This is a genomic window from Joostella sp. CR20 (genome assembly GCF_038433465.1).
Taxonomy (GTDB): Bacteria; Bacteroidota; Bacteroidia; order Flavobacteriales; family Flavobacteriaceae; genus Galbibacter.
In genome coordinates this window covers 1-23,075 of the sequence record NZ_JAESVF010000018.1, presented here as the reverse complement: position 1 = coordinate 23,075, position 23,075 = coordinate 1, and the positions used below count along the sequence as shown (strand labels likewise).

The 23,075-nt window shown below is 31.9% G+C and carries 23 protein-coding genes and 1 pseudogene; all 24 read right to left on the bottom strand.

Features of this window, described 5'->3' with window-relative positions:
- Positions 1 to 601 (bottom strand): annotated as a pseudogene (locus JMA43_RS13625) (hypothetical protein); the annotation flags it as partial.
- Entirely contained in the window at positions 598 to 1,278 is a 681-nt protein-coding gene (locus tag JMA43_RS13620) for a hypothetical protein (protein WP_342157262.1), read from the bottom strand. The pseudogene JMA43_RS13625 and the gene JMA43_RS13620, both read right to left, overlap by 4 nt.
- On the bottom strand, positions 1,275 to 2,177 hold the full coding sequence (locus tag JMA43_RS13615) for a hypothetical protein (RefSeq protein ID WP_342157261.1): 903 nt from the start codon (positions 2,175 to 2,177) through the stop codon (positions 1,275 to 1,277). The genes JMA43_RS13620 and JMA43_RS13615 overlap by 4 nt, the downstream gene beginning before the upstream one ends.
- 87 nt (positions 2,178 to 2,264) lie before the next feature.
- Entirely contained in the window at positions 2,265 to 3,401 is a 1,137-nt protein-coding gene (locus JMA43_RS13610; protein ID WP_342157260.1) for a type II secretion system F family protein, read from the bottom strand.
- Positions 3,401 to 3,862 (bottom strand): hypothetical protein, encoded by a 462-nt coding sequence (locus JMA43_RS13605; RefSeq protein WP_342157259.1) that lies wholly within the window; start codon positions 3,860 to 3,862, stop codon positions 3,401 to 3,403. The genes JMA43_RS13610 and JMA43_RS13605 overlap by 1 nt, the downstream gene beginning before the upstream one ends.
- Complete coding sequence (locus JMA43_RS13600) at positions 3,855 to 4,187, bottom strand: hypothetical protein (protein ID WP_342157258.1); 333 nt, start codon at positions 4,185 to 4,187, stop codon at positions 3,855 to 3,857. The genes JMA43_RS13605 and JMA43_RS13600 overlap by 8 nt, the downstream gene beginning before the upstream one ends.
- Complete coding sequence (locus JMA43_RS13595; protein WP_342157257.1) at positions 4,175 to 5,455, bottom strand: hypothetical protein; 1,281 nt, start codon at positions 5,453 to 5,455, stop codon at positions 4,175 to 4,177. The genes JMA43_RS13600 and JMA43_RS13595 overlap by 13 nt, the downstream gene beginning before the upstream one ends.
- Before the next feature lie 199 nt (positions 5,456 to 5,654).
- Positions 5,655 to 6,128 (bottom strand): hypothetical protein, encoded by a 474-nt coding sequence (locus JMA43_RS13590; protein WP_342157256.1) that lies wholly within the window; start codon positions 6,126 to 6,128, stop codon positions 5,655 to 5,657.
- Positions 6,128 to 6,895, bottom strand: a complete 768-nt coding sequence (locus JMA43_RS13585; RefSeq protein WP_342157255.1) for a hypothetical protein — start codon at positions 6,893 to 6,895, stop codon at positions 6,128 to 6,130. The genes JMA43_RS13590 and JMA43_RS13585 overlap by 1 nt, the downstream gene beginning before the upstream one ends.
- Positions 6,888 to 7,781 carry a hypothetical protein gene (locus JMA43_RS13580; protein ID WP_342157254.1) on the bottom strand — a complete coding sequence of 298 codons (894 nt, stop codon included), beginning with the start codon at positions 7,779 to 7,781 and terminating at the stop codon, positions 6,888 to 6,890. The genes JMA43_RS13585 and JMA43_RS13580 overlap by 8 nt, the downstream gene beginning before the upstream one ends.
- Positions 7,782 to 7,963: 182 nt before the next feature.
- Positions 7,964 to 8,809, bottom strand: a complete 846-nt coding sequence (locus tag JMA43_RS13575) for a hypothetical protein (RefSeq protein WP_342157252.1) — start codon at positions 8,807 to 8,809, stop codon at positions 7,964 to 7,966.
- Positions 8,799 to 9,653 carry a hypothetical protein gene (locus JMA43_RS13570; RefSeq protein WP_342157251.1) on the bottom strand — a complete coding sequence of 285 codons (855 nt, stop codon included), beginning with the start codon at positions 9,651 to 9,653 and terminating at the stop codon, positions 8,799 to 8,801. Before JMA43_RS13570 ends, JMA43_RS13575 begins: the two co-directional genes overlap by 11 nt.
- Positions 9,643 to 10,542: a hypothetical protein gene (locus JMA43_RS13565; RefSeq protein ID WP_342157250.1), complete on the bottom strand. Its 900-nt coding sequence runs from the start codon at positions 10,540 to 10,542 to the stop codon at positions 9,643 to 9,645. The genes JMA43_RS13570 and JMA43_RS13565 overlap by 11 nt, the downstream gene beginning before the upstream one ends.
- Positions 10,539 to 11,498: a hypothetical protein gene (locus JMA43_RS13560; protein ID WP_342157249.1), complete on the bottom strand. Its 960-nt coding sequence runs from the start codon at positions 11,496 to 11,498 to the stop codon at positions 10,539 to 10,541. Before JMA43_RS13560 ends, JMA43_RS13565 begins: the two co-directional genes overlap by 4 nt.
- Positions 11,499 to 11,563: 65 nt before the next feature.
- Positions 11,564 to 12,352, bottom strand: a complete 789-nt coding sequence (locus JMA43_RS13555) for a hypothetical protein (protein ID WP_342157248.1) — start codon at positions 12,350 to 12,352, stop codon at positions 11,564 to 11,566.
- A 98-nt stretch (positions 12,353 to 12,450) separates the two neighbouring features.
- Positions 12,451 to 13,410, bottom strand: a complete 960-nt coding sequence (locus JMA43_RS13550) for a hypothetical protein (RefSeq protein ID WP_342157247.1) — start codon at positions 13,408 to 13,410, stop codon at positions 12,451 to 12,453.
- A 13-nt stretch (positions 13,411 to 13,423) separates the two neighbouring features.
- Positions 13,424 to 14,161: a hypothetical protein gene (locus JMA43_RS13545; protein ID WP_342157246.1), complete on the bottom strand. Its 738-nt coding sequence runs from the start codon at positions 14,159 to 14,161 to the stop codon at positions 13,424 to 13,426.
- A gap of 5 nt (positions 14,162 to 14,166) precedes the next feature.
- A complete protein-coding gene (locus tag JMA43_RS13540) occupies positions 14,167 to 14,679 on the bottom strand; it encodes a hypothetical protein (protein WP_342157244.1) in 513 nt (170 codons plus the stop codon).
- Positions 14,669 to 15,871 carry a hypothetical protein gene (locus tag JMA43_RS13535; RefSeq protein ID WP_342157243.1) on the bottom strand — a complete coding sequence of 401 codons (1,203 nt, stop codon included), beginning with the start codon at positions 15,869 to 15,871 and terminating at the stop codon, positions 14,669 to 14,671. The genes JMA43_RS13540 and JMA43_RS13535 overlap by 11 nt, the downstream gene beginning before the upstream one ends.
- On the bottom strand, positions 15,871 to 18,120 hold the full coding sequence (locus JMA43_RS13530) for a type II secretion system protein GspD (protein ID WP_342157242.1): 2,250 nt from the start codon (positions 18,118 to 18,120) through the stop codon (positions 15,871 to 15,873). Before JMA43_RS13530 ends, JMA43_RS13535 begins: the two co-directional genes overlap by 1 nt.
- A 3-nt stretch (positions 18,121 to 18,123) precedes the next feature.
- On the bottom strand, positions 18,124 to 19,536 hold the full coding sequence (locus JMA43_RS13525; RefSeq protein WP_342157241.1) for a GspE/PulE family protein: 1,413 nt from the start codon (positions 19,534 to 19,536) through the stop codon (positions 18,124 to 18,126).
- A 487-nt stretch (positions 19,537 to 20,023) separates the two neighbouring features.
- Entirely contained in the window at positions 20,024 to 20,437 is a 414-nt protein-coding gene (locus JMA43_RS13520; protein ID WP_342157240.1) for a prepilin-type N-terminal cleavage/methylation domain-containing protein, read from the bottom strand.
- 383 nt (positions 20,438 to 20,820) lie between these two features.
- Positions 20,821 to 21,195: a hypothetical protein gene (locus tag JMA43_RS13515; protein WP_342157239.1), complete on the bottom strand. Its 375-nt coding sequence runs from the start codon at positions 21,193 to 21,195 to the stop codon at positions 20,821 to 20,823.
- A partial coding sequence (locus JMA43_RS13510; RefSeq protein ID WP_342157238.1) for an RHS repeat domain-containing protein occupies positions 21,192 to 23,075 on the bottom strand: 1,884 nt, incomplete at its 5' end. The genes JMA43_RS13510 and JMA43_RS13515, both read right to left, overlap by 4 nt.

Sequence of the window (23,075 nt, the reverse complement as noted above, 5' to 3'; positions counted from 1 at the left end):
CACCTAAGTGGATACCGTTCTGTTCCACTTCCTTCGCACTGGGAATATCTTGTAAGTGACCATTCTCTTTAATATATTTTTCAACTTCTTCAAGTGTTGGCAGGTCATAATCTTTTTCGAAAACAAAATCGCTCCAGCCTGAAGTCTCTACCTTAATTTCTTTAGCCCTTATTTTTCCATTTACTGCAAGTCTATATCCTGGCTGCCGAACTGCAGTCCCAATACTTACTAATCCATCATGACTTATTCTCATATTTGGTTTTCCTTGAGTAAAAAAATCTATTCCAAAATATCCCGACATGTATGCGTTTCTGGGATTAAGATATCCTGTTGTACCATCACTATATCCATGAAAACCAAAACCATAATGATTAATATATTGTCCATCATACAAGAAATCGTCATTGCTTAAAGCCACAATTCCTGGAGAATTATTCTCTTTATTATTTGCCATACCTATTTTTATCAATCCTTGCACCTCCAATTGCTCCGACGGAGTAGTTGTTCCAATCCCAACATTTCCAGAAGAAGGGTAAGTATTACTTTGTGCATGCCCACAAAAACTTATTACAACACTCAGAACAAAATATATCTTTTTCATCGCTCTTTCTTTTTAATATTCTCAATTTCATTTTTCATCTCAACAAGTATAACTCCCTGTGTTTCTATCAACTTTTGCTGCTCTATGGTGTACAAAGTAAGCTCCTCTATTTTTTCAAGAAGCTTTAAATTCATCTCCTTTAGGTTAATCCCTTCTTCTTCCATCTCTTTAGCTGAAGGAATATTGGGTAAGTGCCCTTTATTATTAATGTAAGCTTTTACTTCATCCAAAGTTTTTAACTTATAATCATTCATAAAAACATAATCGGGCGCTACAGCTCCTGCCAAGTCTACCTTTACTTCTTGCGTATGAATATCACCTTTTACAGATAGTTTTGCATCGGGATTTGTTCCTATCCCCATATTCCCATTATAAAATATAAGCTCGGTATTATCTAAATCTAAATGAGTTTGTATAAATCGAAGAACAAATGGATCATCGTACTCAACAAAATTCATGTATGCTCTACCATTTTCATAAGAGGTATAAGTTTGTCCGCCGTCAGGAGACTTATTACCAATCATGAAAAGATTGTTAAAATCTCCTTGAACTTCAAATTTCGAAGTAGGATTTATTATCCCAACCCCTACATTCCCAGTAGATCCAATCTTATTAGTTTGTGAAAACACTAGTACTGGAAAAGCCAAAATCAATGCAAATAATAGCCATGATTTCATAATTTATTTTTTAATTGATTAAGTTCTTCTTTGAATTGTTGGATTAAGTTTTCTTGAGCAATATTTTCTTTCTTTAATTCAATAACATAAAGTGTCAATTCCTCAATTTTTTGCAACAGCTTCGCATTCATTTCCCCTAAGCGGATTCCATTTTCTCTTACTTCCTTTGCGCTGGGAATATCCTGTAAATGTCCCTTTTCTTGAATATGTTTTTCAACTTCTTCAAGTGCAGGGAGCTTATAATTTTTCTCGAAAACGAAGTCGGACCAACCATTCATATCTACTTTTACTTCTTGCGTATGGATATCTCCGTTTACGGCTAGTTTTGCATCGGGGGTTGTAGTCCCGATTCCTACCCGACCATTTGCTTTGATCAACATTGTAGTAAACCACTCTCCTGTTTTCCAACTTTTATAACCAATATCAAAATTACTTACACTATCATCTCCTAATCGTAATTTTAATACACTATAATCTGTTTGAATATCTTCTCTATAGAAAGCTATATAGTCGGTATTTGTACCAAATTCTTTATCTAAAAAAGAAACTCCGTTAGCTATAATTCCTCCATTTACAGATAGCTTTTCGGTCGGATTAAAAATTCCAATTCCAACATTTCCGTTTTCGTCTAAAATGCGAAGACGCTCAGTTCCTTTAGTTTTAAAAATAAGGTCATTATTATAGGAAGAAAAAGCATTGGTTGTGGTATAGACATCTTTGTTAAAGATAATCTTGGGTCTATCTGTATAAATATGCGCCCAATCTACATTGTATGGTCCAATATCTATTATTCCATATGATGTTTTAAAATTATGTTTACTGGTTCCATTGTAGGTGTATTGGGCAAATCCATCATAAAAGAAGAACAAACATAAGACTGCGATAAATTTTAATTTCATAATTTTAAAGGGTTGATTTTACTTCACCCTTTAAATATAGATTATATTTCGTTAAATTGAAATAATAAACTATTATTTTTACAGTCATTAACCTATTGCACTACTTAATTTAAACATTGGTAAGTACATTGCTATTAAAATAACACCCACTACGACTCCTACCATTAAGATAATTATTGGTTCCATTACTGTAGATAAAATTTTTGATTGCTGTTTTACTTCTGTTTCGTATTGCTTGTGAAGTCGGTCAAAAATAAAGTTTGTTTGGTTTGTCTCTTCGGCCACTTTAACTAATGCTATAATTTTTTGATCAAAAAAAGACCCATCCTCCATACTCTTACTAAGACTATCTCCTTTTAATATTCCAGCCTCCAGTTTTTGTAATGCGTGCTGTAATGGATAAAAATCAATCATTTTCTTTACTAGTTGTATACTATGAAGCATTGGCACTTTTGAAAATGTTAATAAAGAAATGGCTTGCGCAAATTGTGATAAATACACACTTTTATAAAAAGTTCCTACAAAAGGTAATTTTAGGAGTAATATATCTTTGCTTTGTTTATATAACTTATTTCTTTTAATCCATTTTCTTAATATTAATGATAAAAATAAAATTATGAGGATTAACCACCCATATCTTCCAATAAAAACAGACGCTTTTACTATCAATCTAGTAATCCAAGGTAATTCTACATTGTTTTGTGAAAAGATATCTTGAAACATAGGCACTACCAACATTAACATAAAAACAACTACTAACACAGAAGTAAACATTATAATTGTTGGATATGTAATAGCAGCTATTAAAACTCTACGTTGTTCGTTTTTTTTGCTAAAAAAAACACCTAATTCTTTAGTTATTGCTTGGAGCATTCCTGTTTCTTCTCCAACCTTCAATGAATAATATTCGTACTCTGAAAAGTCATTATGTTGTTTTATTGCTTCTGAAAAAGCTTTCCCTGACACAATGTCTTGTACCAAATTATCGAAAAAAACTTTTTGATATTGTTTCTTTTCATTATCCCCTATAATCGTTAAGGCATCCTTTAAAGAAATTCCAGCCTTTAACAAAACGCTTAACTCTGTATAAAAGTTCTCTTTCCTTTTATTTGAGAATTTTTTCCCAAATAGAGTAATTTCTTTTTTGAGAATTACATTTATATCAATTCCTTCCTTTATAGGCTTTGGTTGATTTGGTGATATATCATTTAAATTAAAACCCATTAATTTATATAAGTTTTTGCATCTGTCGGTTGGTAAATAAAGATTTCTGTTTCTTTTCCTTCTAGATTTAGAATCAATTTTATAGCATTAAATCTTCCAAAAGTTATAACTTTATTATCTAAAAAAAAATCAACTGATTTTGTAGTTACATTAAAAGTATCTAATTCTCTAATTAATATATTTTCTTCATGTGTATATATTATTGAATCTAGTTCATTCTTAAAAAGAATTGTGCCAGATTGTTTGACTTCAGCTTGAGAATAAACATTAAAATCGTATGTTAAAGCTTGTTTTATTAAGTTGAGTTCGGTTGTGTTTTCTAAATTATATGAAATTCCTTTCATATGCGATTGTACCAATGATAATATGGAATACGCAAGCCCTATAACAATGACGGTAATAATCATTACGACAATAAGCTCACTTATTGTAAATGCTTGTATTTTTGTTCTTTTATTCAAGAATATATTCTTTAACATAAAGTTTGCCTGTTACTGTATTTTCTGCAGAAAATACTAATAAAGAATCTTTTACTTTACTTTTTTTACTGATTTCAACTATCCATTTATCATATGTTTCATCATAAGGAGTTTTTAAGGTTCCACTTATAATTCCGTATTTCAGTTCTCTAATCCGATTATCCAACAATTGCGTGTTTTCTTTGGCAAATCCAAGAAAAAGAGTATTCAGTATCAAGCTAGAAATCATGAATATAACAATAATAAGCACTGTAGCTACAAGTGTCTCCATTAAAGTAGAACCTTTAAGTTTTTTCAATAAAGCCATTTTGCTATTTTTTTAGGACGATCCGAGTATATTAATCCCGTGTATCTTTCGTGTAATTGTTCTACGTTTAATTTTCCGCCGTATATATGATTTTGATATATAGAACCGAATTTACTTACAACAAAGTAAGATGTTGTAATAGTGCCTTTTACTTCTCCTAACAATTCAACTCCCTTAGTACAATACACCTCTCCTTCAACATAAGCTTCTTTGGCTATCCTAACCTGAGCATTATAGTGCTGTGTTTCCTCATTACTATCTTCATCGTAAAACAAAACTGCTCCTTGTACCAAGGATTGATTTTCTATTTGAATAGCTCCTTGAGAATTACCCAAATTTGTGTTATATACTACTAAAGCTGACGGGTACTCCAAAACCACCTTCTCATTAAGTGTAATCTCCTTAGATGCAATTGCTTGCAAACTTCCTTTAAATCCTTCTTCAATCTCTATTTCGGGAGCTACAATAACAATATCTTTTATATCCATATATTTTCCGATATATACTTTGGAACTCGAATACACCAATATATTTCCTATAAGTGTTCCCTCTGCTAAATGCAAAGGAGTATCACTATAAAACAACTGTGTATTTTCTTTAAATGATTTTTTTAAACTAAACGGGTAATTAGGTGAAATATATTCAAACGAACCATCAAATTTTCCCTGTAACCATAGTTTTACTTGTGCCATGATTGGTTCTGAAAGTTTTGGAAGTTGCATCTTGCTTTTCCCAATTTTACTCAATGGAGATAGAGTTCCTACAAACGACTTTCCTCCTATATTCCCAGGACGGACACCTTCTTCTGGCAAAAGCAACTTCCCTCCAATCTCTGCTCTTTCTACAACCACAAGTGGTCTATTATTCTCCCGAAGGAATAATGAATATCGATCTTCCTTTCGATTCCTCCCTCCTACCAAAGCTACTTTTGTAAATTCCTGATGATACATAACACTTTTCGACACTAATATCTCAAACAGTCCCCAAAACCTTTTATAGGTAATTAAAGTATTACCATCTATTTGTTCTTCGTTGCTTTCTAGATGTAATGCCACGGAGTCTTTCATTGAAATATCATTATGAAGCAAATAATAAATGCCGTTATTAGATTGGCTTACAGCACTTAAAAAAAAATCACTTCGCTTCTGAAAAAACTGATGCGAATACGCCAACGAAATAAAAGTAAGTAATAAAATAGCTATTACTACTCCAATAAATAGCACAAACTGTAAAGCACCTCCTTTTAATTTTTTATTTATTAATTTCAAAACTTCATGTTATAGAACTCGTTTATACTTTTCCTATTTGCTAAAAAATAGCCCTTTATTCGTGCGTTTTTCGTCTTTTTTTCTTTCCATAGCCCTGCCTATGCAATTCAAAAAATACTTCAAATGCTCAAAAAATAGCTGATTTTCGCTTAACTACGAAAAGTTTAAATGAGTTCATAAATAATCAATTTATATTTCTTTATTTTTTCACAATTTTTCGCTTCCCATTTACTGTAATTGTGATTTGATTTTCATCTCCCTTGATTAATTTTACACCCAATTTCTGCTCTCCTATATGTATTAAATGTCGTTCCCCATTAATCTTTACAAAATAAATGCGTCTTTCTTTGGCGTTACCTGTTTTAACCATTCCTGCATAATCTACATATATTTCAGACACAGAGTCCTTAATTATAGGTTGTTTCGTAGAAACAGGTCTAACAAATAGCTTTTTCTTAAAAACTCCTAAAAAAGGATCTCTTGTATGTTCATGCAAAGAAAAGTCACTTATAGGCTTGGCATTTCTTTTTTTAAAAATCATTCCAGAATTCATAGAATTCACTTGCTCATTTACAACATTCCCATATATTGAAGAATATATATTATATCCAATAATCCCCCAAATAACAAGCACTACGAGCAACAATATATATGTTTTCGTTTTCCCCTTCACTATTCACTTTCCTTATTCATTAATAGCCTCTCAACAACCTTTATTAACTTTTCATTCTTTTCTTCTAACGTATCAATACGTTTTTCTTGATTAATTGTATGTATAGTTAATTCTTCTATCTTCTGAAGCAATTTTATTTGAAACGCCCCAACATTTACACCGTTTTTTTTCATTTCCTCTGCAGAAGCAACTTCTGGTAAGTGTTTATTCTTTTTAATAAAATCTTCTACTTCTTCTAATGAAGGAATCTTATAATTATCTTCAAAAACAAAATCGGCAGTAGGAGTCGTAGTTACTTTTATTTCTTTGGCTTCAAATTTTCCATTTAGAAGAGCATTCCCTTTGTCTGAAATTTTCATGAGTAATCCTCTATTGTTCTTAAAATTGAACCCTCTAATTATCGAATTATTTTCAAAATTCACACCATCATCATTTACTCCAACACTCAGTATATAAGAACTAGAGTTTTCACCAGAAGCTAAATATATTCTTTGTTTCCCGTTATTAATTATCGCTTGATTATGTGTAACAAGACTCCCTATTTCTATATTAGTATAACTTATATTAGGATCAGAATTCCAGAACCTCAAAGCTTTTTTATTTCCGTCATAAAATATTCGGGCATCATATCCATCGTCATAAGAAGAGTCATATGGTTTAACAATAAAATAACTTTGAGTATGAGTTAACACCCCAGAATACGATTGTGCTTTTGCTTGAAAAAAAAACACAGCCCCTAACAAAAAGGCAAGAAATAATTTAGTCATCTTTTCCCAATAGATTATTGATTAGACTTTGTTGTTTAGTTAATAATATTTTAAGCTCTTGAATTTCTAAATTATTATCATCAATTTGCTTTTTCAGCTCAATATTATCTTTTTGTTGCTCAATAGTATACAACATCAACTCCTCTATTTTCTGTAACAACTTTGCATTCATTTCGCCTAGGTGAATACCGTTCACTGCCACTTCTTTAGCTGAAGGAATATCTTGTAAGTGTCCCTTTTCTTGAATGTGTTTTTCAACTTCTTCCAAGGTTGGGAGGTTATAATCGTTTTCGAAAACAAAGTCGGGCCAAACATTTGTTTGAACCTTTACCTCTTTAGCTTTTACCAATCCTTCAAATACAAAATCATTCTCTCTAAATCTTACTTTAATTTTTTTATCATAATGAAATTGAAGGCCATAATCTTTAGTGCTACTAGCATTATGGTACATTCGCCAATATTTACTTGGTAAATCGCTTGGATTAATCCCTTGCATTCCAAGCGTACCTATAACATGCAAATGTTCTGTAGGATTACTTGCTCTAATCCCGACTTTACCATTACTACTTTCAGTAACTATTTTAGTCCACGGTAGCCAAGTATCATTTAATCCGTTTTTTGCTCTCATAGAAAATTGAGTAGCATTTGCATTGGTTATCCACTGTACATGACGGAAATTAGAATGCGTAGGCTTAAACCCAAACAATACTCCTGCATCATGCTTCCAATTATATGGCGCATCTGATTCCGTTTCCATTACATAACTCCCTACAGGATATTCACTAGGGAGTGCTTCAGTTAATTTTCTAGGTTGTATTATAACTGATTGGCTACAAATTAAGGATGAATTAAAAATTGATAGAATTAAAAATAGTATTCTTTTCATATTTATAGAGTTTACTGTTTTTTTTATAATGCACTCTTCTTGACTTTTTGATTCTTAAGCACCTCTTTTTATTTTTCTGTAGAATAGGTAAACAACAACAATACCTCAAACTCTTCCAAAAATCTTCAAACCCATTTTAATAGGCTTCTCTTCCTATATCTGCTTTTACTTCTTCTAATTTTTTATTTCTTTTTTAACTGATTGACCTCTTTTCTTAGCTCCTGAATCATTTTCTGTTGCTCAATAACATACAACATCAACTCCTCAATTTTCTGTAACAATTTTGCATTCATTTCGCCTAGGTGGATACCTTTCTCTATTACCTCTTTAGCTGAAGGAATATCTTGTAAGTGCCCCTTTTCTTGAATGTGTTTTTCTACTTCTTCCAAGGTTGGTAGGTTGTAATCGTTTTCAAAAACGAAGTCGGGCCAACCCGATATATTCTGAACTTTGACCTCCTCCATGATGGTCCTCCCTCCTATAGCAAGTTTATATCCATTTGGTATATCTTGAACACCTACTCCCATCTTTCCATTGCTTTGAACTTTCATGCGTATATTTCCACTATTATCTTCGAGTTGTAGTATTGTTGGAATATTATGCGACTGACTTCCTCCGTAACCATTTTTAATTAGCAATCCAAATGAATCTCCACCAGAGTTTTTTATTCGAGCACTCCAAAAATTATTAATACTTTTATTTACATCCAAAATAGCTTGTGGAGATGTTGTTCCTATTCCAACTTTTCCTCCATCAGATGGAAAAACAATAAAATTGCCTGTACCCGTTTTAAATGTCAAATCCCTATTTCCAACAGTATATATTGAAAAATCATCTCCATCACCCCAGCGGGCATTAGTTTTATTCCACATGAAACCAGAAATATATTCAGATGAATTTCCAAACCCTATAAACTTATAATCAGAATTTTCATTCTTCGGGTTTAAATAATTTGCATCAACCGTTTGCCCTACGATACATTGAACGCAAAATACCATCGACACTAAAAATGATATTTTATTTTTCATTTAACCTTTTTAATTTGTTTATTTCTTTTTGCTGAAGCTCATTCTGTTTCTTAAGCTCTATTATGTATAAAGTCAACTCCTCAATTTTCTGTAACAACTTTGCATTCATTTCGCCTAGGTGAATACCGTTCTCTGCCACTTCTTTAGCTGAAGGAATATCTTGTAAGTGTCCTTTTTCTCGAATGTGTTTTTCGACTTCTTCCAAGGTTGGTAGGTTGTAATCGTTTTCAAAAACGAAGTCGGGCCAATCCGATATATTCTGAACTTTAACCTCCTCCATAATAACCCTCCCTCCTATAGCAAGTTTATATCCATTTGGTATATCTTGAACACCTACTCCCATCTTTCCATTGCTTTGAACTTTCATGCGTATATTTCCACTATTATCTTCGAGTTGTAGTATTGTTGGAATATTATGCGACTGACTTCCTCCGTAACCATTTTTAATTAGTAATCCAAATGAATCTCCACCAGAGTTTTTTATTCGAGCACTCCAAAAATTATTAATACTTTTATTTACATCCAAAATAGCTTGAGGAGACGTTGTTCCTATTCCAACTTTTCCTCCATCAGATGGAAAAACAATAAAATTGCCTGTACCTGTTTTAAATGTCAAATCCCTATTCCCAACAGTATATATTGAAAAATCATCTCCATCACCCCAGCGGGCATTAGTTTTATTCCACATGAAACCAGAAATATATTCAGATGAATTTCCAAACCCTATAAACTTATAATCAGAATTTTCATTCTTCGGGTTTAAATAATTTGCATCAACCGTTTGTCCTACGATAGATTGAACGCAAAATACCATCGACACTAAAAATGATATTTTATTTTTCATTTAACTTTTTTAATTTGTTTATTTCTTTTTGTTGAAGCTCATTCTGTTTCTTAAGCTCTATTACGTATAAAGTCAACTCCTCAATCTTCTGCAATAACTTTGCATTCATTTCGCCTATATAAATACCGTTTTGCTCTACTTCCTTTGCGCTAGGAATGTCCTTTAAGTGACCATTCTCTTGAATATGTTTTTCGACTTCTTCAAGCGAGGGTAAGTTATAGTCTTTTTTAAATACAAAATCGCTCCAACCGTTAGATTCAACCTTCACTTCTCTAGCACCAATAGAACCTTCAACGGCAAGTTTATGAGAACCTGTATCTAATGTACCAATCCCTACTTTCCCTTCTTTCGAAATAAAAAACCTAGTCAACGGAGTTGACGTAACAGTAGAAGAAGTTCCCAAACGCAAATTTCCAGTTACAGGATCAAATCGTATTTCAGCGGCATATTTATCAGGAGATAAATCCACTCCTCCACTTGGTTTATAATGAAACCCCAGCACTTCATGCCCTCCGCTATGAAAAACGAACGCATTCTTTATTTGAAAAATCTCTTCGGGAGTTACACTAATTCCCACCTTACTTCCCGTAAAAATAAACTTATTGGTACCATTGAATGTTGCTATGCGAAAATTAGACAAATCAGCACTTAACCCCATATAAAGTCTTCGATTATTATTTTTATCCAACCAATTGGTATACAACCATGTGTTATCTGTGGTCTGATATGTCATAATAGCGTCGTTTGTACTCTTAATAGTCAATGGACTTTTGGGGGTAAGGGTTCCAATACCCACATGCCCACCTTGATTGGTAGGAAATATGTTTTGAGATTGTACATGAAGATTGATTCCAATAATTGATAAAACTAAAAGGATGTATGTTTTCATAATTTATTTTTTAGTTGATTAAGTTCTTCTTTTAATTCTTGAATCGCTTTAGATTGAATTTCATTCTGTTTTTCTAATAGCTTTTGCTGTTCATTATTCCCTTTCTTTAATTCAATAACATATAAAGTTAACTCCTCTACTTTCTCCAACAATTTTAAATTCATCTCCTTAAGGTTAATACCTTCTTCTTCCATAGTTTTGGCTGAAAGAACGTTTGGTAAATGCCCATTCTCGTTAATATAAGTCTCTACTTCTTCTAGAGTTTTTAAATTATAATCATCCTTAAAAACATAATCGGGAGCTACGGCTCCAGCTAAATCTACCTTAACTTCTTGCGTATGGATGTTACCTTTTACGGTTAGTTTTGCGTCTGGTGTTGTAGTACCAATACCAACATTACCACCATTTAAATATGAATTCCCTCCTGAATTTAATTTAACTTTTACTTCATCATTCCCATTATAAATAGTCATTATATGATTCCCACTTCCGCCAAAAAAAAATTGTTTTCTTTCTCCAGAAGGACTATTTCTTTTAAAATAAATATCTCCACCCCATCTATTATGCTTGAAGATAGTCGTTCCTACACCTCCATCAACATATTCAATTTTTAATCCTTCTGGAAAATTTCCTGCCATTCTCCCAATTCCAACTGCTCCGTCAACATGTATCTTTTGATTAGGATTAGTAGTTCCTATTCCCACATTACCACTTGGAGTTATAGTCATTAAATGATTTATCCCTTTATTGAAAAAATAGATATTACCAATCGTTTTTTCGACACTACCGATATACAGGTGATTATAAGAATTTAATCCAAAAGCTCTAGAAAAACCTGATTCTCCATTTTTTTGAATTCGAATGTAGTCTGTACTATTGTTTAAATCAATGTTTTGTGAATGCATTTGAAAATTGATTCCTATAATTAATAAAACTAAAACAGCGCATGATTTCATGATTTACTTTTTAGTTGGTTAAATTTTGCCTCTAATACCTGAATTGCTTTGAATTGAATTTCATTTTATTTTTCAAATAGCTTTTGTTGTTCATCATTTTCTTTTTTTAATTCCTGAATCATTTTCTGTTGTTCAATGGTATACAACATCAACTCCTCTATTTTTTCCAACAATTTTAAATTCATTTCTTTAAGGTTAATGCCTTCTTCTTCCATAGCTTTGGCAGAAGGAATATTAGGTAAATGTCCATTTTCCTTAATATGTGCTTCTACTTCTTCTAAAGTTTTTAATCTATAATCATCATTAAAAACATAATCGGGAGCTACGGCTCCAGCTAAATCTACTTTAATTTCTTGCGTATGTATATTGCCTTTTACGGTTAGTTTCGCGTCTGGTGTTGTGGTGCCGATGCCTACGTTGCCATCTAAAATATTCATATTTCCTGTGTAGAGATGACTATCATCTGGCAATTTATCATATATCTTTAAGAGTCCTCCATTATCGCTTAAGTCTATGTCGCTTATATTTCCTAATTTTAAAGAAACATATTTAGAATAAATCACTTGAAAAGTCCCTGAATTAATACCCTCTGTAGCTTTAACCCATAGTTCGGAAACACCTCCTTTATTAATTAACGCAAATTGAGGTTGGTTCCATACAGAATACCCCATGGTTTGTTGTTTTTGAATGACAAAAGTCTTAGCGTTTATAAACTGTATCTCACCTTTAACAATAGAGGGTTTATTTCCTGTAGTATGGTCGTATATATATTCCATAAAACCATGTCTCCCTGAAGTAGTTCCTACTAAATACCATTTGCCATCACTAGGCAATGTAAAACTTTGTGAGTGCAAAGTAATAGTGCTAAAAAATAAGATTATAGCATATATAATTTTAGTCATAATTCAAGATTTTAAAAAATATTTTATGCAATATACTAACAATCAATACTTTAATTCACAACTAACTCAAAAACAGCACTGTCATCACTCTTATTATTCGCAAGGTCGTATGCTGTTACCTTCCAATAATAGCTTCCTATATCTATTGTAGTTTGATAGCTTTTTTCTGAACCTATGCCTTTTTTATATAGGCTTGTCTGGTTTTCGTCGTTATAAATAAAAATACTATCTATTTCTACGCTACCACCAATACTATTTTCTCGTTCCCATGTCCATGTTAACTCTCCACTAACTTCCGTACTATTATTTGCGGGGGTCAGCAATTGTGGGGTGTTGGGATTAGTTCTGTCAATCAATATCGTTCGAGACGAGTATAAAGTACTCTCGTCATCACTATTCGTTGCTTTGACTTGCCACGTTAAATTTCCTTCTTCCAAACTTAACTCTATAGATGTATCCTCTATAGTTTCTTCTGCCACCACTACCCCAGAAGAATCTAAAACCTGAAATTGATATGCTACCGCTTCTTCTAAAGCTTCCCACACAAAATTTATACTTGTTTGATTTGTAATATGAGCATTCACTGGATTTGTTAACAAAACTGTATTTCCTTCAAATCCATCACTTTTTCGCACACTAAAAGAGCTATAAGAATATAATGTTTCATAAGCGCTATTAATTGCTTTTACCCGCCATTGGTAATCATTAGGGAGCAACTCTTTTTCAAAAGATGTTTCTACCAAAAGACTATCAACATATACTTGAGAGGCTTGCTCAAAATTTGGACTCGCGACTTGTAACAAATAAGAGTCGGCATCAGCTAATGGCTCCCATGTAAAATTAACAACGTTTCCTTTTACTGTTGTTTGGTGTGCAGGTGCAATAACAATAACTTTATCTTGAGTGATGTCTGGTACTTTTACTATGTCAGAACAGGCTCCAAACACCCATCCTACAACTAAACCAAGTGCTATGCATCTAATTTTATTAATATCGCTTTTTATAATCATAATCTACCAAAAATTAAAAATTTAAATAATCTTTTTCAATGTTTACCCTTGTAGCCTTCTTTTTTAATCCTTTAGAACATCCTCCATCTGATAACATTTTTAACTCTACTTGACGTTTATAATTAGCGCCCCAACAAAAACCACTTGTATTAAAAGCAAAAACAATTACATCATTAAAATACACCTTTTGTTTAGCGCCACTATATTCCATAAGTTCTATATGGTATTCTTTTAATTTTTTGTCATATACTAAAAAAATGCTTTCGGCATTATTAAAAAAAGAAACAAGTTCTGGCTTAACAACTATAGAAATTGATGTGACGCTTTGTAATTCTGGTTTATCTTTTAAATAGTTTATTAATTTAACATCCCCTTTTAAATGTTCTATATACTCAAGCCTATCAGATAATTGCAAGGACAAAAATTCTGGTTTCGTAGAAATACTATCAATATAAGAAACTTGATACTCATTTTTTGGAGACGTATTTAAATACGCAGTATATCTTTTTTTATCAAATTTTTCTTTGTGCAATTCTAAACGAATTTTACTTTCTAAAGATGGCAACATCACGGTTTTAAACGTATGTCGCTTAATCTCCTTTTCTAAAACTAATCGACTTTCTAAAAACCCAATAGCCCCCAATTGCGGTTGAGAATCACTTATAATTTGATTATCATTATTAACAGTTACCGTTTTGCATGAGTAGCATAATACAACTAATGCAATTAATATTTTAATGCCTTCTCTCATATAAATTATTTAAAATTTTGTATTATAACATTTACTTCTAATCGTTCTTTTTTTGAGCGAAAATCTTTTTTTTTCTCAAAATAAACATGTAATATTTCTCCAAATTTAGCCCGTTGTTCTACATTATAAAGTAGTTTTAATATTACTTCAAATGTTCCCTCTAGCGTAAAAACATGAGAATTTACAGTTAACTGTTCCTGCTTAAATATATGTGTCTTGTTAAAAGTGACTAACTTAAACCCCAAAGAATCTTTATTAGCATTTAATGCTTTTAACAAATTATTCTGAAGAGAAGTACCTCCTATTTGATATTCGTTAAGTAACGAATCTAAATATCGATTTTGCTTTACAAGCATATAATGTTGTTTAGGGATGCTTTCAAACAAAACTCTTTCTTTTTTCAAATCTGTATAAGCACTATATAATGAAAGTGTTTTAGAGAAAGAAAATTGATAGCATATAAATAACACTAATAAAAACCCTCCAACAAAAATCATATTTTTAGTTTTATTTTTCATCTCTAATCGTTATTAATACAGAAAATTCTGAAGCCATTTCTTGCGAATGATTATAACTTGTTATTTCTACCTTTGTAATCCAATTATAGGCTTCTAAAGCTTCTATCCAAGTAGAAAACACTTTACTTTCTGATGATATTCCTGAGACTATCAACTCATTTTTTTGAATTTGTATTTCTTTATCTTCTTTAATATCTTTAAGTAAAGGTTGATAATTTATCGTATTTAAAAGAATTTCTTCAGGCATCTCATAGACCAATTTATCTATGTAATACGAAACTTTAGATGATGAAGATAAAATCATATCATCAATCATTTTCTCTTTATTCTTAATCGTTTGCGTCAGTTCCGTTATTTTAGATTTATTGGTCATATTAACTTGTTGAGACTGGCGTAGTGACTCAATTTCTGAATAATAATAAGTAAAAAATAAAAAATTAATTGCTAGCGTTGTTAAAAGAAAAACAATTCCCGCTTTTAAAAGCAAAGAAAATAATCGTCCATGAATACCATCTTCTCGAAATTGTTCATTCAGCATTCTAAAATTACTCTTACTACCATCAATCCCTTTAATAAAAACTAATGTGTTTGCAAAACTTAAAAGTTCTTTTTCTGTAAGAATTATCCCTTGCACATCATACTGTCTCTCCGTATATTCCCTTGTCTGAATTTTCACAGCTCCTTCTTCGTGAACAGTAACTTCTTTATCTCTCAAATAAAAAGAAGAAGCATTTATAAATGGAATTACTATTGAAATATTTGAAACTCCTAATGAAAATCCAGTAATTAAGATGTTTTCTCGCTTAAAAAACTCCAAACATTTATTTACGTGTAATTTTCGGCATATCGAAATAAGTTGACTATTTTTATAATTCGTAATTTCATAAAAAAATTCATTGAGTTTTAAGTTCGGGAATGCTTTATGTACCAAAGCACCCTCTTCCACTTCTGTTCCTTCTTCAATCTTTGTAAGTACATTGTTAGTATTAATTATCAAAAAAGCTTTTTTCTTCGGAACAATTGTAGCATCAAAATTTTCCATAGCATCTTGATGGTAAAAATCTTGCTCTAAGCCTTCTTTAGTATTTTTAAAAGAAGAAATAGAGAACATCTCTGTTTCGTCCTTTAAATATAGTTCTATAGCAGAATAAGAGTTTCCCTCTTTAATATATGACAAGATTCGCTTTAGCATTAATAAATAACTGTAGGTTTAATAAGTATTGTTAATTTTTTCTTTGAATCTTCACGCTTTCTAGAACTAAAAAACCATTTAACAATTGGTATCCTTGATAAAATTGGCACTCCACTTCCCGAATCATTTTTTGCCTTTTCTTCCAATCCTCCTAAAATAACGAGGTCTTGATCCATAACACGTATAATAGAACTAAACTCACGAGAATTAATTCCAGGAGGAGCATCATCATCTATTCGTTCCCCGCTAAAGTTAGACTGAATTACATTAATATCTAAAGTTATTTGACCATCTCCCGAAACTAAAGGCTTAATACTAATTGCTAGTTCAGCATCAATAGGTTGATAATTTCGTATTTCTGAAGTCTGCGGAATTTGAGAACCATAAAAGTTTTGATTTGTTACCACATAATAAGTAGTTTCACCAATTGACAAATCTGCTTTGTGTCCATTTAAAGTTGATAATCGAGGTGTTGAACGGATTTTTATATTCCCATTAGATTCCAATGCTTTAATAGATGCATAAAAATTGGGAACTACCTGTCCAAAATTAATAGACCCGAAACTTCCCCATCCTCCAATAACACGATTAATTGTTTCTGCCCCAAACTGTATGTTGGTATTTGGAAATATTTCTCCTTGAGTTTCTATTGGCTCTTCTCCTATCCCCATACTAATTCCAGTTTCTATAGTAGCCGATTTATTTACTTCTAGTATCATAACTTCTATCAAAATCACAGGAACAGGTTTATCTATTCGTTTTATAAATGATTTAAATCTATTAATGCTTGATGCTGGACCACTCACTAAAAAACTATTTAATTCAAGATCAATTTTAATATCTAAGTCAGCTTTAATTTCATCAGGCAAAATATTAACCAATGCATCTGCTTTACTACTATAATCTTCAAAAGTATCGGCTGTGGTATTTATCGTCCGACGATTATTAGTATAGGTAGGGTTAGGGTTATTCAAATTTGAACTGTAATTAGTTCCCCCATACGAATTAGAATATCCACCGTAATAATTACTATTCCCGCTAACAGTTCTTCCTGCACTTCTTGTAGTTCCTGCCTTAGTTGTTGGATCTCCAAGCAATTCTATTGAACGATGCATTAGATGAACAACTTCAACTTGCCGAACACTTAATTGATCTGAAGTTCCAAAATAATAAACATTTCCTTCTTTTTTATATGTAAACCTCGAAGTTGTATTACCAACAATATTATTATCTCCTCTCCGATCAGGAATATTATCAGTATTTATATGAGTTGATGAAGTATTACTAACTCCATTTGTACTTTCAAAAGTTTTTTCCAATAACTCATCAAAAGTAATTTTATTCGTTTTAAAAGATATACTGCCAGCATTTTCCAAAGGAGTTGCCGTATAAATGTTTAACTTTAAATCATAGGCTATTTCATTTATCACCGATGCTATAGAAGCATTTTTAAAATTTACCGATAATTCTCTATTAATTGTGTCTAAAACCTCATAATAAAAGTTCTCTGACTTCATAGTACGGACACGTCGCTGTGGCATTGGAATAGGATTTCCCTGTCCGTCTACATTAGTATGAGTAGCCACATCACTATTAACAAAATCAGCACTAAATAAATAAAACCCTTCTCTAGATTTATTTAATATCAAGCCATTAGTTAGAGCTAAATTTTTCATTGCCGAATCAAAAGGAACATCTTTTAAATAAATTGTCAACGGGATATTTTCCATTCCGTTTGAAAACAATAAATTATTTCCTGAAACATCCATAATTTTCCTAAAAGACCTTCCTAACTCATCATTACGTAAATCCATACTAATTAATTTACTTTCAACATCATAAAACACACTTACTTCCTTAGGAGACTGCACCTGTTCCTCTTCATAATATTGCTTCACGTAAAGAATATTCCCTGTAAATTCAATATCCAAATTATATTGTTTACATAAAAACACTAATAAATCTGAGACTGTTACATCCGAAAAATTATTGATAATAGTGATATTATTAAGTTCTGGATTTACAGAAATATTTACTTTATGTACTTTGGAAACTGCTAATAAAAAATTAGATAGAGAAACGTCGTTTACATTAATATCTAATTTTAAGTTTTCTGTCAAACCAGGTTCTTCAATAGAAAGTAGCTCTAATTGATTTTTTATAGTTTCAATTCGAGCTGTATTTTGTTGTGCTGACGCAACAAAGCATAACACACATAATATTAGTGCTAGAGTATTTTTTTTCATCATATTTTAATCACTTAATAAGGCATAAACTTCTTCTATGGAAGTAACCCCTTCCTTAATTAAATTAATAGCATTATATTTTAGAGTTCGTATCTGTTTTTCTTCCAAATAAGCATCTATTTGCAATTCATTTTTCTTTATATATGGTGTTAATTCCCCAACTATAGGTATAATCTCATAAATTGCTTTTCTTCCTTTATATCCTGTATAATAACAATCAGCACAACCATTAGCAATATAATGCTGATTTAAACCTTCAGGAATAACAAAACTTGAAGGGAACATTGAAACATCTATAGGCTGTGCTTCTTTACACACTAAACACAACTTTCGAACTAGGCGTTGTGCTATACTAATATTGAGAGTACTGGCTATTAAAAAAGAAGGAACTCCCATATCTATCAACCTTGAAATAGTTCCCCATGCAGAATTTGTGTGGATGGTAGACAGAACTAAGTGTCCCGTCAGCGCTGCGCGAATTGCCATATTTGCTGTTTTAACATCTCGAATTTCTCCTACCATAATAACATCGGGATCTTGCCGTAAAAAAGTTCGTAAAGCCGATGAAAAATCTAAGCCAATACTTTCTTTTAATTGTACTTGATTTACTCCCTCTAGAGTATACTCAATAGGGTCTTCTATAGTTAAAATATTTGTTTGTTTATCGTTTAATAATTTTAAGGTAGCATATAGTGTAGTTGTCTTACCTGAACCCGTCGGACCAGAAATTAAAATAATCCCATTGGGTTTTTTAATACTTTCTAAATATACTTGAAGTTCTTTTTTAGTAAATCCAAGATCTTTCAAATCAAACTTATTGGCATCTTTACTTAATATTCTAAGAACAATCTTTTCTCCATGAAGTGTTGGCAATGTGGAAACTCGTATATCAAACTCATCGGTATCTGTTACAATTGTAATTCTACCATCTTGCGGCAAACGTTTTTCGCTTATATCTAAATTAGCTCTTATCTTAATTTTATTTATAATTACTGGATATTCTTCAATAGGAATTTTATATTGTTCCGTTAACTTTCCATCCAACCGAAATCGAATTCTACACTCTTCTTCATAGGGTTCAAAATGAATATCACTACTTCCAATGCCTTTTGCATTAATAAGTACCTGCTCCAAAAAGTCCGATACATAATGAAGCACTTTACTTTCATTAGACTCGCGCCTCCTATAATTACTATTCAAATACCTATGGAACTCTTGCTTTTTTACTCGTTCCAATACAATTTGATAATCTAGTACAATTTCAAGTTCGTCAATTATAGCGTCGGGAGTGCCCTCCAATGTTAATAAACTTAATTGCTTTCCTTTCTTCTTAAAAGGGACTATTTTATAATGAAATGCTTGCTCAGAAGAAATAAGTTGTAGTAAATTAGATTCTATTTGATAAGTAGTTTCTTTCATAATCAATATGCAAATAAGTTAGGAAAAAAGGGCATATAGTCCATAAAAAGCAACAAGGCAAAAAACAATGACATGTATCCAGCTAGGGGCACTGTTTGATAAGAATATTTTTTTTTAAAAGCAAAATAACAACCTATAGCAAACAGCATTGAAAGACTTAATAACAATAAAAAAGTATACGACGGAAAACCTAAACCTACTGCAAATAGTATTAAAACATCACCTATTCCGAAAGTGGTATTTATAAATGACATTTTCATTTTTAATTTACTATACAAAAACAGAATTAATAAGATTAAAACTATCACACTGAAATTAAAAGCTACCACATATATATAGTAAATAATATTTTGATTAATCTCCATGTAAAAATTAACTCCAAAAACAAAAGCTATCAACGGAAACAAATACCAACTAACCAATTGCGTTTTATAATCTTGATAAAACACAACTAGTAATAAAATAATTAATATTGCCTTCAACAATGTTAATCTTTAACAATTTGCTTTGGATTCCCCGATTCATCAATTTCCCACACATTAAAAACACCATCGCCATCAAAATCAGTTATAGCAATGGCTTTTGCTGTAAAACTAGCGTTATCTGCTGATAATATTTGGTACTCATAATTTGCATTCCCATTATTTTTAACAGTAACTGGAGCTTCAAAATCTAGTTCAGACATCTCCCCACTATATTTAGAATACATGTATCTATAAGTTGTTTGCGCATTATAAATAGCTTTAAGTTGAGTTTGTGCCTCTACACTTTTTGCCTTGGATATGAGTGGCATTAAATTTGGTAAAGCAATTAAAATTAGAATCCCGATAATCGCCAACACAATTAACATTTCCTGCAAGTTAAATGCTGGCAGTTTTTTATATTTTTTTAAATCTTTCATAGAGTAAATATTTAATGTGAAAAATAGTAAAATGTTTCAAATTAAAGTTAAAATTCAAGCTCTTTTTTAACAAAATCTCAAAATTTAACAATTAAAAATAATTTAAAGTAAGAATAAAAGTGTTAAAAAGTAACTAATTTTAGTTAGAAATAAATATCAACATATAACAATTTAACAACACTTTCATTTATAACTCACAAAAAAACACTTTTCATTGGTGTTTGTTGATGTGCCTACGAGTTTACAAAAGCTGAACAGCGAGGATAGAGAGCTTATCTTTACTACTATCAATGCTCTTGTTCGTGATGCTAAAGCTCGTAATACTTATGCATAAAAAAACCACCTCGTTAAAGGTGGTTTGATATTTTTAGGGCGTCACATGACTACCAATCTTCCGATATCATACACATATCCATTTTCGTGTATTTTTCTTTAAACTCTTTAGGTAAATTAAACTTGTTGGAAAACATACCATATTCCATAGTATCATAACCTTCAAAGATTTTTCTATCATCTACCTTGATTTCTATACTTTGAATATACCCTACAAAATCATTATAAATTGTTTCAAACAATACCAGCTCAATATTTTTTCTGTCAAATTTCACAAATTGATGTATATCATCATTTTTAAAACTAATCTTTTTAAATATTTCATCTAGTTCTTCATATGGAGCTTGAATCAGTAAAACTGATGTTTCTTCAACAGGGAATAATTTCAAAACATCTATAAAAAATTGTTGCGTTTCTGTTATCATTGCTCTTCTAAAATTTTATGCCCTTTATTTGGCAATTTATTATTTTTAACTGGTACTGTTTCAACATTCATATGCCTTTGTGGAGTTTTACCATTACCACCATATTTCTTTGGAACAGTATGAGTTTCCACTCTAACGTTTAATTTATCACTTCCTTTTGAAACAGTCATATTCAATTCTTGATTAGACTTTAAATTATTCATTTTAACTTTTCCTCCACCCGCTTTTATATCATCTAAAGTCTTTAACGCTTTTTGTACGTTAGGAGAAACTTTAGGAGTTTTACTTATACTACCTAATTTAGAAACTTTAGAAACTGCGCCCGCAGCTACAATAGAACCTGCAACATTCTCGTAAGTTTCCACATTGCTTAACATAGCACCTACATCATCCCCAAACTCGGATAAAGTTGTGTTTTCCGCATAGCTTACTACAGCACTAGCAGTGTCTCCGGTATCATTTGCTAGCTTGTTTAGACTTCCTTCCCCTGATTGGTCAGCCCTGTCCAAATCGCCTGCATAGTTGAATATATCTATTACACCATTGGCAACACTAATTAGTGAGTTTACTGCAAAAACGGCAGCTGGATTAGTGCCAGGTGCTTGATTCTCGTAGCTCATCCTATCAAACTTGTTGAGCGTGATTTCTAAGCCTTCCAACTCATTGTACTTGATGACCTTGTTTTCCGCGAAGGCATAGGTAGAGTTGTGTACGTAATCTTCTGCCAATGGGTCTATCGACACAAAGCGCCCTATTGCTGGGTCGTGCATCCTGTACTTGAACTGTAACCAGTTCAATCCAAGTTCGTCCTGTCTTTCCTGATTTTGGTAATCGTACTTATGGAAGCTGCTTCCTATTGGATTGACCGTACTGTTATAGCCCTTGTGCTGTAAGCCGAATGGATAAAAATGAGACTCCCCCATGATTTCGGTACTCGGGTCAATAGTGCCGTTCCCATCGGAATCGCTGTACATCAAACGGATGTTGTCCAGTTGGTCTGTGTAATAATACACGTAATCAAAACCGCCTCCGTTTTTGGGATATACATAGCCATCCTCAAAGTTTCGGATAAATTCAAGGTTGGTGTTAACGTACTGGTATGCACCTGCGTAATCCGTTGTGGTTACGTTTCCGCCATCATTTACAACCTTTCTGATTTTAATTCCATCGGCTGAATAGGTGTAATTGATTTTCTGTGTGTTCGAGTTATTGAACTTTATCTCCGTTGGCATATTCAGGTGGTTGTAGGCTATGTTTGTAATTCCCTTGTTCTTATCGCGTGTTAGATTTCCGTTAACATCCCTTCCGTAGTCATTATCCGTATTGCTTCCATCTATAAAACCATAGTTCTTATTTCCTGTATCACTCACCTTTACTAAAAAGTTCCCACCTGCATGATAAGTGTAGCTCAATTTATCCATAGGGTTACTCAGCGTTCCAAATGAGGTTGCCGCTCCATTGATATGACCATTTCGAACTAAATTCGTTATATTTCCATTTTTATCATATGAGATACTTCCTAATGTATAACGGTCGGTTTGTCCATTTCCGTTAAAAGCTCCCTTGGTTATTCTATTTAAAGCATCGTAGCTATAAGCATACCTTCTTAACACATTATCACTCTTAGTTTTCCAATAGGTCTCAGAAATATTTCCATTGTATAATTTTTCAGCTCCACTTCGAGAGGTGTTATACCCCAGTTCAAAACCAAATAAATCACTCCCTAAATTATCCGCATCATTAATGGCCGTTAACCAACCTCGTACATTGTAACTATAATCGATTGTTTGTAAAGGCTTGCTTTGGGTGTTTCCTACTTTTTTTTGTATTAATTGCCCTAAGGCATCGTACTCGTTATGAGCAATAAGTTCTTCTTTGCT